The sequence below is a fragment of the Endozoicomonas sp. SESOKO4 genome, assembly GCF_024606275.1.
This window is the reverse complement of sequence record NZ_JAHHPS010000279.1, coordinates 17116-31649: the sequence shown is the minus strand read 5'-3', so window position 1 is coordinate 31649 and position 14534 is coordinate 17116. Positions and strand designations below refer to the sequence as shown.

At 48.9% G+C, this 14534-nt stretch carries 11 protein-coding genes; 5 read left to right on the top strand and 6 right to left on the bottom strand.

From position 1 onward, the window contains the following. Positions 1–200: 200 nt before the first annotated feature. Positions 201–1613: a hypothetical protein gene (locus tag KDK16_RS05285; RefSeq protein ID WP_257275017.1), complete on the top strand. Its 1413-nt coding sequence runs from the start codon at positions 201–203 to the stop codon at positions 1611–1613. A 66-nt stretch (positions 1614–1679) separates the two neighbouring features. Here KDK16_RS05285 and dnaJ read toward each other — a convergent pair whose 3' ends face one another. From dnaJ to grpE, 3 genes are all read right to left on the bottom strand, one after another. Further along, the gene (dnaJ, locus tag KDK16_RS05280) at positions 1680–2819 is read right to left on the bottom strand and encodes a molecular chaperone DnaJ (protein ID WP_257275016.1); all 1140 of its coding nucleotides are present in this window, start codon (positions 2817–2819) and stop codon (positions 1680–1682) included. Between the two features lie 205 nt (positions 2820–3024). After that, a complete protein-coding gene (gene dnaK / locus KDK16_RS05275; RefSeq protein WP_257252986.1) occupies positions 3025–4944 on the bottom strand; it encodes a molecular chaperone DnaK in 1920 nt (639 codons plus the stop codon). Positions 4945–5141: 197 nt separating this feature from the next. Continuing rightward, entirely contained in the window at positions 5142–5726 is a 585-nt protein-coding gene (gene grpE, locus KDK16_RS05270) for a nucleotide exchange factor GrpE (RefSeq protein WP_257275015.1), read from the bottom strand. A gap of 258 nt (positions 5727–5984) precedes the next feature. Between grpE and recN the strand changes: the two genes are divergently transcribed. Further along, the gene (gene recN, locus KDK16_RS05265) at positions 5985–7670 is read left to right on the top strand and encodes a DNA repair protein RecN (RefSeq protein WP_257252989.1); all 1686 of its coding nucleotides are present in this window, start codon (positions 5985–5987) and stop codon (positions 7668–7670) included. A gap of 2 nt (positions 7671–7672) precedes the next feature. Here recN and KDK16_RS05260 read toward each other — a convergent pair whose 3' ends face one another. Both KDK16_RS05260 and KDK16_RS05255 read right to left on the bottom strand, forming a co-directional pair. Next, positions 7673–8092: a hypothetical protein gene (locus KDK16_RS05260; protein ID WP_257275014.1), complete on the bottom strand. Its 420-nt coding sequence runs from the start codon at positions 8090–8092 to the stop codon at positions 7673–7675. Between the two features lie 154 nt (positions 8093–8246). Further along, the gene (locus KDK16_RS05255) at positions 8247–9974 is read right to left on the bottom strand and encodes a GspE/PulE family protein (RefSeq protein ID WP_257252992.1); all 1728 of its coding nucleotides are present in this window, start codon (positions 9972–9974) and stop codon (positions 8247–8249) included. A gap of 339 nt (positions 9975–10313) precedes the next feature. On the opposite strand from KDK16_RS05255, the gene KDK16_RS05250 reads away from it, so the two are divergent. Next, a complete protein-coding gene (locus KDK16_RS05250; RefSeq protein WP_257275013.1) occupies positions 10314–11618 on the top strand; it encodes a GntP family permease in 1305 nt (434 codons plus the stop codon). Between the two features lie 11 nt (positions 11619–11629). Here KDK16_RS05250 and KDK16_RS05245 read toward each other — a convergent pair whose 3' ends face one another. Next, positions 11630–12244, bottom strand: coding sequence for an inorganic triphosphatase (locus KDK16_RS05245; RefSeq protein ID WP_257275012.1), 615 nt, complete (start codon positions 12242–12244; stop codon positions 11630–11632). 257 nt (positions 12245–12501) lie between these two features. Here KDK16_RS05245 and KDK16_RS05240 point away from each other — a divergent pair, with 257 nt between their 5' ends. Both KDK16_RS05240 and KDK16_RS05235 read left to right on the top strand, forming a co-directional pair. Next, complete coding sequence (locus KDK16_RS05240) at positions 12502–13182, top strand: TIGR00153 family protein (protein WP_257275011.1); 681 nt, start codon at positions 12502–12504, stop codon at positions 13180–13182. Between the two features lie 23 nt (positions 13183–13205). Then, entirely contained in the window at positions 13206–14477 is a 1272-nt protein-coding gene (locus tag KDK16_RS05235) for an inorganic phosphate transporter (RefSeq protein WP_257275010.1), read from the top strand. The last annotated feature ends 57 nt before the right edge of the window (positions 14478–14534 follow it).

Here is a 14534-nt window from a genome sequence, read left to right as displayed (position 1 = left end):
CTCAAAATACTTCAATTTGCGATACTTTCTTACCGAATACGAGAAATATTTCTGTGTGCCGTATTGAAGAAGACTGGACAAAAAAGCCGCGCTAAAGCCACTTTTTTGTCCAGTCTGGCTTTCATCTCAGGGAACTAATCACTCTTCCAAAACTCTAACATTCAGTGAGTCATGAAACCTGATTGAAAAGGAGTGCGCTCGTGAACATTTTAAACCATGCTATCAAGCTGATAACTGCATTAATCGTAACGATGAGTTTCTGCATCAAAGCTGATATTACAGAACAAGAAAAAAAAGAGCCCTATTTGAGCGCCGGGCTAGTCGACTATGATATTAAGTACCTCATAGAAGTGGGAACCACACCAGAAGAAGTCCTACTTTTTGCTCAAGAAGCCCCAATGGTCAGCCCATATGATATTCACCGTTTTACCCAACGCAACATCACTTCGGATATAGTTGCATCGTTTCATCCCAGGGTAGCGGGTGACGAGATTTTTATAGAAAAGATTCTCAAGGCGGGATTAACACCCCAAACGGCCAATCGCTACGTCGAGGCCGATATTGATTCAGCCACCCGTATTATCGCTTACGCTAAATATGGAATACCTTCTGATCTCGCGGGCAGCTTAAATAAAAACGGCATCTCTGTCTTGACTGACTTTGCGCATACTAACCTTCAGGAAGCGTTCGAACACGGGCTAACGACAGAAGATTTGCCCAGATACAAGGGACTCACCGGATCAGCCTATGATTTAAAAAAACTCTATTTTTCAAAAGTGCCTGCTGATTTTCTTCATGAAGCCGTGAGTAAAAACATAAGACTGGAAGATGCGACTTCTCTCTACTTCCGCGGCATTGACCTGGACACCTACCCATCTCTAATCTCTGACCAACAGACTTGTGCTGCCTACCCCACAACCCACCTTGAGTTTGAGTACTTGGGTAATCTTGTAGACTACCACAGTAAAAAAGAGCCTATTCCACTTCCAAAAGCTCTATTTTTCCGGCTTAACACACTATTTACATACGATACCATGGACTATTTTTCAACGAACGATCAGGAGGAGATTTTCAAGTACGTTGAAGACATAGTCAAACAGACAACAAAAAAACCAACGATTTATAGTTTGCTCTACCTGACAGCACTGATTGTCACACAAAAGCTTCACTACGCAAAAGTAGATGAAGGCGAGCTGAAGCTGACTTTCTCAAAAGAACGTCCGATAGTTGAATTTTGGCGGAGAGGGATTGGCGACTGTGATAAATACACGGTATTGGGGATGGTTGTTTTTAATCAACTGAAACAACTGTTTCCTGACGTACTGGCAAATGTTTACCTGACCGATAAGTTGTTTTCAACATGTAAAAACCATGCTTGGAACACCGTCGTCATTGCCGAAGAAGATCGCCTGATTTTCACTTACATTGACATAACAAGGTTCGATAGTGATATCGATAGTCCAAAGGTTGGTTTTCGGGAGTTTCTAATAGTGAAGCAAATGCTAAAGAACCCGTTCAGAAACAAAAACGAAGGACTGGGAGCCATGATCACAGAGCTCTTTGACCATCAATACTTTCTTGGCGAATACGAGAAATATTTCTGTACGCCATAGATGAAGAAGGCTACACAAAAAAAGTGGCGCTAATGCCACTTTTTTATTTTCAATCTGGCAAACTGATCAGGACGACATATCGTCAAAGAACTTCTTAACCCCTTCAAAGAAGGACGTTTTCTTGGGAGACTGGCGATGTTCACCTTCTGCGACAAAGGTTTCCTTCAACTCTTGCATCAGCCCTTTTTGGCGTTCGGTCAGATGCACGGGGGTTTCTACCACCACACGACACATCAGGTCACCGCGACTGCCGCCACGAACCGGTGTGACGCCTTTATCGCGGAGACGGAACAACTTGCCAGTCTGGGTTTCTTTTGGAATCTTGAGTTTTACCCGGCCGTCGAGGGTCGGAACTTCCAGCTCGCCACCCAGGGCGGCATCAACAAAGGTAATGGGCACTTCACAGTATAGGTGTTTGCCATCACGCTGGAAAATTGGATGGTCTACCACGCTGACCTGAACATAGAGATCTCCGGCTGGACCACCATTGACGCCTGCTTCACCTTCACCCGCCAGACGAATACGATCACCGGTATCGACACCGGCAGGAATCTTAACAGACAGCGTCTTATATTCCTGAACCCGACCTTCTCCATGACACTCACGACAAGGGTCTTTAATCATCTTGCCAGTACCGTGACAGTCAGGACAGGTCTGCTGAACAGAGAAAAAGCCCTGTTGCATACGCACCTGACCCACACCACCACAAGTGCTACAAGTCACAGGGGAAGTCCCTTTTTTGGCACCTGTACCATCACAGGACTTACAACCGACCAGAGAAGGAATCTTGATTTTCTTGGTAGTACCCTTAACCGCCTCTTCCAGACTCAGTTCCAGTTGATAGCGCAGATCAGCACCGCGCTGAACGGAGCTTCGGGAATGACCACCACCAAAGATATCACCAAAAACATCACCGAAGACGTCACCAAAGCCGCCAGCGCCACCAAAGCCACCAGCACCACCCATACCGCCCATATTAGGATCGACACCGGCATGACCGTACTGGTCGTAGGCGGCACGCTTCTGATCGTCAGAGAGGATTTCGAAAGCCTCGTTGACTTCCTTGAAATTCTCTTCCGCTTCTTTGTCATCGGGGTTACGGTCAGGGTGGAACTTCATAGCCATACGGCGATAGGCCTTCTTGATCTCCTTGTCAGAGGCCCCCTTTTCTACGCCCAGTACTTCGTAAAAATCACGTTTTGCCATTAGTAACACCCTGTGGTCAGGTTCCGTCAGATCACCTGACCGAAATAATCCAAATCGCTTTCATACATCGGGAACGATCCCGATTTATTGAATCAGAGACTGTTTGGAAAATCGGCGAAACCTTTCAGACAGCCTCTTAAACACAACAGCGCGGGAGAAAGCTCCCGCGCCGCCAAATCAACTCATACCGCAGCGCGGAATGGGCTTACTTCTTGTCATCTTTCACTTCTTCGAACTCGGCGTCTACGGCGTCATCCGCAGCGGAAGAAGATTCAGCCTCCTGTGCACCTTCAGCGCCGGGTTGCTGGGCTTCTGCATACATCTTCTGAACCAGACCAGCAGAAGCTTCAGAGAGAGCCTTGGATTTCTCTTCGATGAGATCCTTGTCGTCCCCCTTCAGAGCCTCTTCCAGAGCAGTCAAAGCTTCGTTGATCGCACTCTTCTCTTCTTCCGTTGCCTTATCACCGGCTTCTTCCAGAGTCTTGCGCGTCGCATGTACCAGACCATCACCCGTGTTACGGACAGCCGCCAGTTCTTCGAACTTCTTGTCTTCAGCCGCGTTTGCTTCAGCGTCCTGAACCATTTGATCGATTTCATCGTCAGACAGGCCGGAAGACGCTTTGATCACGATAGACTGCTCTTTACCAGTAGCCTTGTCTTTGGCAGAAACGTTGAGGATACCGTTAGCATCCAGGTCAAAGCTGACCTCAATCTGAGGCATGCCACGTGGAGCCGGTGGAATGTCAGACAGGTCAAAACGCCCCAGTGACTTGTTGGCAGATGCCTGTTTGCGCTCACCCTGGCAGACATGAATGGTTACAGCACTCTGGTTGTCATCAGCAGTAGAGAACACCTGCGACTTCTTGGTCGGAATCGTGGTGTTCTTTTCGATCAGTGCCGTCATAACGCCACCCATGGTTTCGATACCCAGAGTCAGCGGAGTGACGTCCAGCAACAGTACGTCTTTAACGTCGCCAGCCAACACCGCACCCTGGATGGAAGCACCCATAGCAACCGCCTCGTCAGGGTTCACGTCTTTACGAGGCTCCTTGCCGAAGAACTCAGCCACCTTTTCCTGAACCATTGGCATACGGGTCTGACCGCCTACCAGAATGACTTCGTCGATATCAGACAGATCCAGATCAGAATCCTTTACCGCCAGTCGGCATGGCTCCAGAGAGCGCTGAACCAGATCTTCTACCAAGGACTCCAGCTTGGAACGGGTTACTTTAACGTTCAGGTGCTTAGGACCAGTTGCATCGGCAGTGATGTAAGGCAGGTTAACATCCGTCTGCTGAGCAGAAGACAGCTCGATCTTGGCTTTTTCAGCGGCTTCTTTCAGACGCTGCATGGCCAGAGGATCACCTTTGAGGTCGATGCCCTGATCTTTTTTGAACTCTTCAGCCAGGTAGTCGATCATACGCATGTCGAAGTCTTCACCACCCAGGAAAGTGTCACCGTTGGTGGCCAGTACTTCGAACTGGTGCTCGCCGTCGACATCAGCAATCTCGATAATAGAGATATCAAAAGTACCACCACCCAGGTCGTATACGGCAATGGTCTGATCACCTTGTTTCTTGTCCATGCCATAGGCCAGGGCAGCAGCAGTGGGCTCGTTAATGATACGTTTAACGTCCAGACCGGCGATACGACCAGCATCTTTGGTCGCCTGACGCTGTGCATCGTTGAAGTAAGCGGGTACGGTAACCACCGCTTCAGTAACAGATTCGCCCAGATAGTCTTCAGCGGTCTTCTTCATTTTCTTCAGGATTTCAGCAGAAATCTGAGGTGGTGCTTTTTTGTCACCTTTAACTTCAACCCATGCGTCGCCGTTGTCAGCTTCAACAATCTTGTAAGGAACCATCTGAATGTCTTTCTGGACCACATCGTCTTTGAAACGGCGACCGATCAGGCGCTTGATGGCAAACAGGGTATTATCAGGGTTGGTAACGGCCTGACGCTTGGCTGGCTGCCCTACCAGAGTCTCACCATCGTCTGTGAAGGCGATGATGGAAGGCGTGGTACGACCGCCTTCAGCATTTTCTAAAACCTTGGCTTTTTCACCATCCAGAATGGATACACAAGAGTTGGTGGTTCCCAGATCAATACCGATTATTTTACCCATTGTTCAATCTCTCCATTGCCCTGCTTGCAGAGCGAAATTCTTTAGTTCAATTCTGTAATTCAATTCTTCAGCTGAGGGCCGCTTGCCAATAAGTGGTGAGCGGCTGTTTTTGGCCTTTGAAATCAATATGGGATCAATTGATTTGATTTCAAGGCTGTTGAAACATTCTTTTTTTGAATATTCCTCAACAAAATCACCTATTTGGAAACGACGACCATGGCTGGACGAATCAGACGGCCATTCAGCTTGTAACCTTTCTGAAAGACATCAATCACGGTGTTGGCTTCAACATCGGGATTCGGAACCATGGACATAGCCTGATGGAAATTCGGGTCAAAAGGCTGTCCGTTCGGATCTTCCTGCTCCACCCCAAAGCGCCCCAGTGCATCCAGAAACTGCTTCAGTGTTAGCTTCATGCCTTCTATAAGAGCTTCGTGGGCTCCTTCTGCCTGTTCAGCGCTTTCTATTCCTTTTTCCAGGCTATCAACCACTGGAATCAGCGCATCAACAAATTTTTCCAAGGCAAACTTATGAGCCTTTTCAACATCCTGCTCAGCGCGACGCTTGATGTTCTGCATCTCAGCAGCAGCGCGCAGAGTCTGATCTTTCGCTTTGGCCAGCTCTTCGTTCAGCGCTTCCAGCTGACTCTCAAGGCCGTCGGTCAGATCACCTTCACTGTCCAGCTCAACACCACCTTCTTCGTTCAGCAAGCTTTCTTCTGCCTGCTGTTCGGTGGCTTCTTCCATTTCCTGCTCATCAGGTTTGCTGTTTTCTACTGTCATTCCAGAATCTCCGACCGGGAGTCAAATCGTTTGATGAAACGTATATTGGGTCACGAAATCTGGATTCAAGACCTGCAAACAGTTTTTTTAACGCAACCGATCATTTCGCAAAACACTGATCTGCAGAACAAAATCACAACATGCTCTGGTCTCAATCTGGTCGTAATCAGAGTATTTTTTTTAGCTCCAACTTTACGAATGTCTCACATCAGGTTACTGTATATATAAACAGTCACGCTACACTAGCGGGTATTCATCATGCTGACCCAATTGTCCATCAGCAACTTTGCCATCGTTGACCAGCTGGATCTGGACATCCAATCCGGAATGACTGTGATTACCGGCGAGACCGGTGCTGGCAAGTCCATCATGCTGGATGCACTGGGTCTGGCCACGGGTGACAGAACCGACAGTCATTGCGTTCGTCAAGGCACGGACAAAGCTGAAATACAGGCTTCTTTTGATATCAGTCATTGCTCTGCGGCCAAAGCGTGGCTCCGGGAAAAAGATCTGACCAGTGATGATGAGTGCATCCTCCGCAGAGTCATTACCAAAGAAGGACGGTCCCGTGCCTATATCAATGGAACACTCTCTCCCCTTGCCGATCTTCGGGGCATTGGTGAGCGGTTAATTGATATTCACGGCCAGCATGAAAGCCAGTCGTTACTGAAAAAAAACAGCCATCGACTGCTACTGGATGATTATGCCGGTCTACAAAAACTAGCCTCCGAAGTGGCTTGCATTGCTCATCAGTTCAACCAGACGCATCATGAGCTGAATACACTGGCCCATAACCGCAAAGAACAGAATGAAAGAGTTCAACTGCTCAGCTATCAACTTCAGGAACTTGAACAATTGTCACTTCAGGAAGGAGAACTGGAACAGCTTGAGCTAGAACTCAGACAGTTATCCCATGCTGAAAGCACTCTTTCGGTTTGTCATGAGATCAACACTATTTGCTCCGACAATGAGACCGGCAACATTCTCCAGCAACTGTCTGTCTGTCTGCAGCGTCTGGGCGATCTGGACATGGATCACCCAGCCATCAGCAACACATTGGAGATGATGTCCTCTGCCCAGATTCAGGTCGAGGAAGCGGTAGGGGAAATCAATCACTTCATTGATCATTTTGATGCTGATCCGGCCAGAATGCAGGATGTGGATGAACGTCTCAGCGCTATATACGACCTTGCGAGAAAGCACAGGGTTCAGCCCGAAGCGTTATTGGAAAAACAAAACACCCTCAGCTCTGAGCTGGAGAGCATCCAGTTCGGCGATGAACGAGTTGAAGCGTTACAACAAAAACTGATCGAATTGAAATCCGAGTTTCAGAACCAAAGCGAAAAACTATCCGGAAAACGTCAATCTGCAGCCAGACAGCTTGAGAAAAAAGTCACCATGCGTATGGCCTTGCTGGGCTTGCCCCACGGACAGTTCGTCATTGCCCTGACACCGGTAGAGAGCAGCACTCTCTCACCCAATGGTGCTGAAGACATCGAATTCCTGGTAACGACCAACCCGGGTCAGCCACCCAGAGCATTAACCAAAGTAGCTTCTGGTGGTGAACTGTCCAGAATCAGTCTGGCCATTCAAGTGATAACCGCTCAAACCTCTCATATCCCCAGTATGATCTTTGACGAAGTGGATGTCGGCATTGGCGGTGGAACTGCGGAAATCGTCGGAGCCATGCTCAGGGAGCTGGGGGAAAGAAGTCAGGTAATTTGTGTCACCCATCAGCCTCAGGTGGCGTCACAGGGGCATCAGCATTTGCACGTTAGCAAGAAGGTCCGCAATGCCAAAACCTCCACCGAGATTGTCGGCCTGAATGGCGATCGTCGTGTTAAAGAGGTCGCTCGAATGCTGGGTGGAGTCGAAATGACCGAGTCCACGCTCAACCACGCAAAAGAGATGCTTAGCCTGACCCATTCAAGGTCCGCAGCCTGAAATCACCTCTGCAGTTCCTTGATGAGTAATCCCATTCCTTTGGCCAGTTCCCTTATGGCTTTGGGTGCATATTCTATTTCAACCCAACGCTCATCCTTATCGGGGTACAAAATCCAGCAACGCTGCTCAATGCTGGAACAGTCTGATTCCAAAGTATGACCAACGCCGTATACTACCAGGGTATTATTGTTTCTGACCAGTCCCTGCTCCAGTTGCTGATAGCGAGTCACCACCAACTCACCTTCCCGGTTGGCCTTTACAGAATATTTTATGGATGATTTTCTGGCCCCATCTTTGATAGCGTTTGCCTTGAGCAGGCTGTTCAAATAGGACTCCAGCACAAGATCGGCCACGGCCGGATCAAAATTCTGCTGCATCTGCTCAACAAATGATTGAGGTGCTTCGGCTGGTTGCAGTTCCATTACCTTCTGCGCCTGAACCGCAAAAGGAAATAAAAGCAAGCTTGTAAGGGTAAGTATTTTCATTATTATTCGACTGTTCCACTGTCACTTAAGATATTAATATCGAATAGTCAGTGGGAGACTTCAAGCATTTCCTTCAGTAGCTGAGAGCCAGTCAGTGCTGCTGGTCTGGCGTCACCCTCATTACTTCTTCGATGGTTGTTAATCCTGTTGCGACTTTCTGAGCTCCGGAAAGACGAAGACTGTACATACCTTCCTTAATAGATTGGCGACGAAGACTCTCTATATCGGCATTCTCTGCCAGCATATCCTTCAAAGGTTGAGACATAGGCATTAACTCATAAACACCCGCTCGCCCCCTGTAGCCGGTATCCCGACATTCCACACAACCCACAGGTTGAAAGATCTGCGCTGGTGCAGGAACTGACCAGGGGCGAGTGAGGGATTTCCAACCGGATTTGTCGAATTTTACTGACTGTTTGCAGGAAGGACACAAAACTCTGACTAGCCTCTGAGCCATAACACCCAGAACCGTAGCTTTGATGAGATAGTGGGGAACACCAATCTCCAGCAGACGGGTTATTGCGGACGGTGCGTCATTAGTGTGCAGAGTGGAAAGCACCAGATGACCGGTCAGTGCCGCCTGAATCGCCATTTCAGCGGTTTCAAGATCCCGAATCTCCCCCACCATAATAATATCCGGGTCCTGACGTAGAAGTGCACGCAGACCGCTGGCAAACGTCAGATCAATGTTATGCTGGACCTGCATCTGGTTGAAGCTGGATTCCACCATTTCAATAGGATCTTCAATGGTACAGACATTCACCTGATCGGTGGCCAAAGTTTTCAGAGTCGAATAGAGCGTGGTGGTTTTACCTGAGCCGGTAGGGCCTGTGACCAAAACAATCCCATTGGGCTGCGCAGTCATGTGAGTCCAGCGACGTTCGTCTTCTCTGGAAAAGCCCAGTTCTCGAAATCCTTTGACCAGAACATCCGGATCAAAGATCCGCATCACCAGTTTTTCCCCGAACGCAGTCGGCAAGGTTGAAAGCCGCAGTTCGACTTCATTGCCATCCGGGTTGCGGGTTTTGAGCCGACCATCCTGAGGCTTTCTTTTCTCTGCCACATTCATTCGACCGAGAATCTTCAGACGACTGGTCACGGCAGTAGCCACTTTGGCCGGCATCTGATAGATAAGGTGCAACACCCCATCAATTCGAAAACGCAGATGAGTCTGCTCTCGCCTGGGTTCAACATGGATATCACTGGCCCGCTGCTCAAAGGCGTACTGGAGCAGCCAATCCACAATATTGACAATGTGCTGGTCATTGGCGTCCGGAGCTTTCATATTGCCCAGCTCAAGCATCTGCTCAAAGCTGTTCAGCTGAGTGGACTGAACGCCATTCTGTTCATTAGCGCCCAGAACAGAACGTGCCAGTCGATAAAACTCCGAGGTGTATCTTCGGATATCAGTCGGACTGGCAACAACTCGCCGGATTTCCTTGCGGTTAGTATGCCTGAGATTATCCTCCCAACCGCTGTGCCAGGGTTGCGCTGAAGCGATAACAATCTCATCAGCCGTGACTTCTACCGCCAGAATTTGGTGTCGTAAAGCATAAGCGTGAGACATGACCGGAGTAATGGCCGTGGCATCGATTTTCAATGGGTCAATATGAAAATATTCCTGACCTGACAGATTCGCCAGCCAGAGCATCAACGTATCGAGATCGAGAGAGCCGCCTTTGCGGGCATCTTTCAGCGCCTGTGAGGCAATGTACTCCAGAGGGTGAAGCTTAAGTTGATCAGCATTGCGATGACGAGCCAATATTTCATCAGCTGCAGGTGGCCTGAGCCGACCCGTCTGAACCAGATCAGAGACCACCGTCTGCAGATCCAGAAGGAGTTCTCTGTTCTTGAGTGAAGCCCTGAATTTATTGGCGTTTGACTTCGGCTCCCGGACACTGGGCACTGTTGTTTCCTTCTTACCTTGAAAAATTTTCCATCTATGTATTCTCCACTAAACCGTCCGCTTATGCCTATAGTAAAATTCAGGCTTAAAGCAATCGTTCAATTAAGTATATCGCCAGAATCCCCCCCGACTGATGCCCTGCATAAACAGCATGCTGGATACGGGGTGACCCTCTCCCCTCTATACTCCCTTTTAATCAATACCATTATCTAAAGAAACTTCGTTGTGGACCTATTAATACTGCATAGCTTTTTGTTCATACTTTCACTGATAGCCGTCGTTCTGGTACTCATTGGTCGTTTCAAGTTTTCGCCATTCATCGTTCTGCTTATTTGCGCCTATGCGGCAGGTTTTTTTTCAGGCATACCGATCTCTGAACTGACTCCCCTGGTATCTCATGATATGGGGAAGACATTTGGCGATGTCGCTCTCCTGATCATTTTTGGTGTATTGCTGGGCAATATTCTGGAGCAATCGGGGGGAGCCTTTCTTTTGGCAGAGAAGCTGATTTTTTCTATCGCCAATCGTTTCCCTGCGTTGGCTATGGGGATTGCCGGATACATTATTTCGATTCCTGTTTACTGTGACTCTGGATTCATCCTGCTCAACAGTATCAGGCAGTCTGTTGCCCGGAGAGTAAAGTGTAACCCGATCTCTCTCAGCGTCGCTCTTGGGGGAGGCCTGTTTGCAACCCATTCTCTGGTCCCTCCCACACCCGGCCCTGCAGCGGCAACCCTGATTTTGGGAATATCTCCCAGTCTGGTGATTCCCTGGGCGCTGGGAGTAGCTCTCTTATCCACTTTTGTAGCCATATTGTGGGGCAACTGGGTCACCCGCTGGCTGAATGAGCCAGCTTCTGATTATGAGGGCCAAATGGTTGGTACTCCCCCTCAATCAGACCTTCCCCATCACAAAAACGTCTGGGCAGCTACTATCCCTATCTTTTTACCTTTGCTACTGATGTCCCTGGCTAACTTTCAAGCAGGCAATAAAGAGCAGAGCTGGGCTACTTTCCTTTCACAACCTGCCAATGCGCTGTTTCTGGGTTTGCTGGCCAGCCTGCCATTGATTCGCCAATGCAAGAACGGGTTCACTGAGATTTTCAGTGAGAGTATTCACTCATGCGCAATGATTATTTTGATCATTACAGCCGGTGGCGCACTTGCGGGAATACTGGCTCAGACTGGACACATTGCCAGAATTGCTGAAGGGCTGCCAGAGAGTCTTGGGCTGATTTTGCCATTTCTCATAGCAGCACTGTTCAAAACCGCGCAGGGCTCTTCCACTGTAGCTTTAATCAGTGCCGCGTCGATGCTTGATCCCTTACTGCCTGGCTTGGGCCTGGACTCCGACAATGGTCGACTGTTGGCCTTTTTGTCGGCAGGATGCGGCTCCATGCTGGTTACCCATGCCAATGACAGTTATTTCTGGGTAGTGACCCAGTTTTCCGGAATCAGTCCGGCCACGGGGTTTAAGTCGTTCACCCTGGCCACGCTGCTTCAGGCTCTGTCAGGGCTGGCAACCGTTCTGGTACTGGCCAGCTTCATAAGTATCTGAGCGAAGAGACCTCAGCTTCGCTGAAGCAATTCAAACCCTCTCTCTGCTTTGCTCTTGTCTGCCGGCTTCAAATCAATGGCTTTTGCCAGTTGATCAGCAATCGTTTGAAGCGCATTTTCATCACCTGTCACCAGCTCCAGCTCCAACTCACAGATGACACTGCTTTCATCACCTGAGCAAATATGACCGTAATCCAAAGCAACCTCAACTCTGGCTGTCGGCTCAGACCACTCTACCCGCCAGCAGGTTCGCTCAAAATCGGTTGAGAAGAGCGGTATCAGGTCCTTTGAAGTCAAGGCTCCCAATGCTTCTGGCCAAACCTTTTGTAAACCCGCAATATCCAGTTCCGGGCGTTCTATTGACCACTCCCACTCTCCCCGGCGAGTCAGCCCGTTAATACTCTCGCCTCTGGTTTTCAGCGTCTGAAAAAATTGACCATTTTTCTCTCTGATACGCAAAGCAACCCGTGCCTGATTCAGTGTCAGAGAAGCCGTATCAAAGTAGGTATTGCCCAAATGAAACGTTTCAGGTGCCGAGCTGGTGAACTTTTTCCAGAAAGGTAGTGTCTTAAGGACAGGTATCTGCTCCTGTGGCAGCGACAACTTTAACTCTGTTTCAGTACTCATGGGTTAGCTGACCGACGACTTGAAAAGGTTCATTTTAACTCTAAGCAGAAAAGTTTGTTATGAGAAACGAGCGCGTGAATGGTCGAAATACTTGAGATGCAATAGGCATTACAGTATACAAATTTTAGTCAGCTCCTATAATTTTTGATCAGCTATCCTGTTCCAGTGGACAGGATAGGAAGCGAGTTCTGTAAGTCGTTCGCCATAGACGACGGGCAATATGCCCATCATAAATTCAACCCAAAAGGTCTGCGACTATGCCAACCAGCAACCTACTATCAAGTGTATTTGGCCGCTCTCCTATTGGCCCGATACAAAAACATATAGCCAAAGCGCACGAATGCGCCATACAGCTGGAACCGTTTTTCAAAGCAGCATTTGAAGGCGACTGGCAGGAAGTTGAAAGTATTCAGCAAACCATCGTAGAACTGGAGCACGAGGCTGATGTCATCAAAAAGAATGTTCGCCTCTCCCTGCCCAAAAGCCTGTTTCTGCCAGTGCCCAGAAATGATCTTCTGGAGATCGTGACAGTGCAGGATAAAGTAGCGAACAGGACCAAGGATATTGCAGGCATTGTGCTGGGCAGACAAATGATGATACCCCAGGAAATGAGAGAGGCTTTTCTTGACTACCTGAAGCGCTCCATCGCCACTTCTGCTCAGGCAGTCAGAGCCATGGATGAACTTGATGAGCTGCTTGAGACCGGCTTCAGGGGAAGGGAAGTCAGTCTGGTCGAAGAACTCATTGAAGAGCTGGACCAAATAGAAAGCGATACCGACAAACATCAGATTGAAGTCAGAAAAATTCTATTCAAACTGGAAAAAGACCTCCCACCTGTGGATGTCATTTTCCTCTACAAAATTATTGACTGGGTCGGTGACCTGGCAGATCGAGCATCAAGAGTTGGCAGTTATCTTCAATTGCTGCTTGCCCGTTAACTCTATTGACTGGAATAACATCCATGAGCATTATCGCTGAGTATGGAACGATACTGCTGGTTCTGGCCTGTCTGTTTGGTTTCTTCATGGCATGGGGCGTGGGGGCTAACGATGTCGCCAATGCCATGGGAACCTCGGTCGGTTCCCAGGCTCTGACCATCAGGCAGGCCATTATCATTGCCATCTGCCTCGAGTTTCTGGGCGCCTATCTGGCCGGAGGATCGGTTACTGATACCATCAGAAAAGGGATCATTGATCCCGACATGCCAGCACTACTGGAGAATCCACAGCTGCTGGTTTACGGCATGATGGCAGCCCTGCTGGCTGCGGGAACCTGGCTACTGGTTGCCACCCATTACGGCTGGCCGGTATCGACTACACACTCCATTGTTGGTGCCATCGTCGGCTTTGCGGCTGTCAGCATCTCGGTAGATGCCGTGAACTGGGGAAAAGTCAGCTCAATCGTTGCCAGCTGGGTTGTCTCCCCGATCATGTCTGGCTTTATTTCCTTCATGATTTTCATGAGCGTCCAGAAACTCATACTGGATACAGACAACCCTTTCCGAAATGCCAAACGTTATGTACCAATCTATATGTTTCTGGTTGGTTTTATGATGGCCATGGTGACCCTGACTAAAGGGCTCAAGCATATTGGTCTGCCTCTGGATTATCAGGAAAGCAGCCTGCTCTCGCTATTGATTGGTCTGCTGGTCATGCTGGCCGGAAAAATGGCACTTTCCAAAATCAAGGAAGATGCACAAGCCGACAAAGCTTTCCACTTTTCCAGTGTCGAGAGAGTCTTCGGCGTAATGATGATATTCACCGCCTGCTCCATGGCTTTTGCCCACGGCTCCAACGATGTCGCTAATGCGGTAGGCCCTCTGGCTGCTGTGGCCAGTATTGTTATTAGTGGCGGTGAAATCACCGGTAAAGCGGCCATGCCAAGCTGGGCACTGCTTCTGGGGGCTGGAGGTATTGTGGTGGGTCTGGCCACCTATGGATATAGAGTCATGGCGACCATAGGTACAGCAATCACTGAGCTAACCCCCAGCAGAGGTTTTGCAGCAGAACTGGCAGCAGCAACCACCGTGGTGCTGGCTTCAGGCACTGGACTACCCATTTCCACCACTCATACTCTGGTGGGTGCCGTGTTAGGTGTTGGTCTTGCCAGAGGAATTGGTGCTCTTAACTTGAGAGTGATTGGCACTATTTTTATGTCCTGGTTAATCACGCTGCCCGCCGGGGCCTTCCTTGCTATTGTCTTCTTCCATATCTTGAAATTTATTTTTGGTTAACGAGAGGGCTCTTCTGCGAGCCCTTTGCAGTATTTGAGCCCGAGGCCTAATCTCACG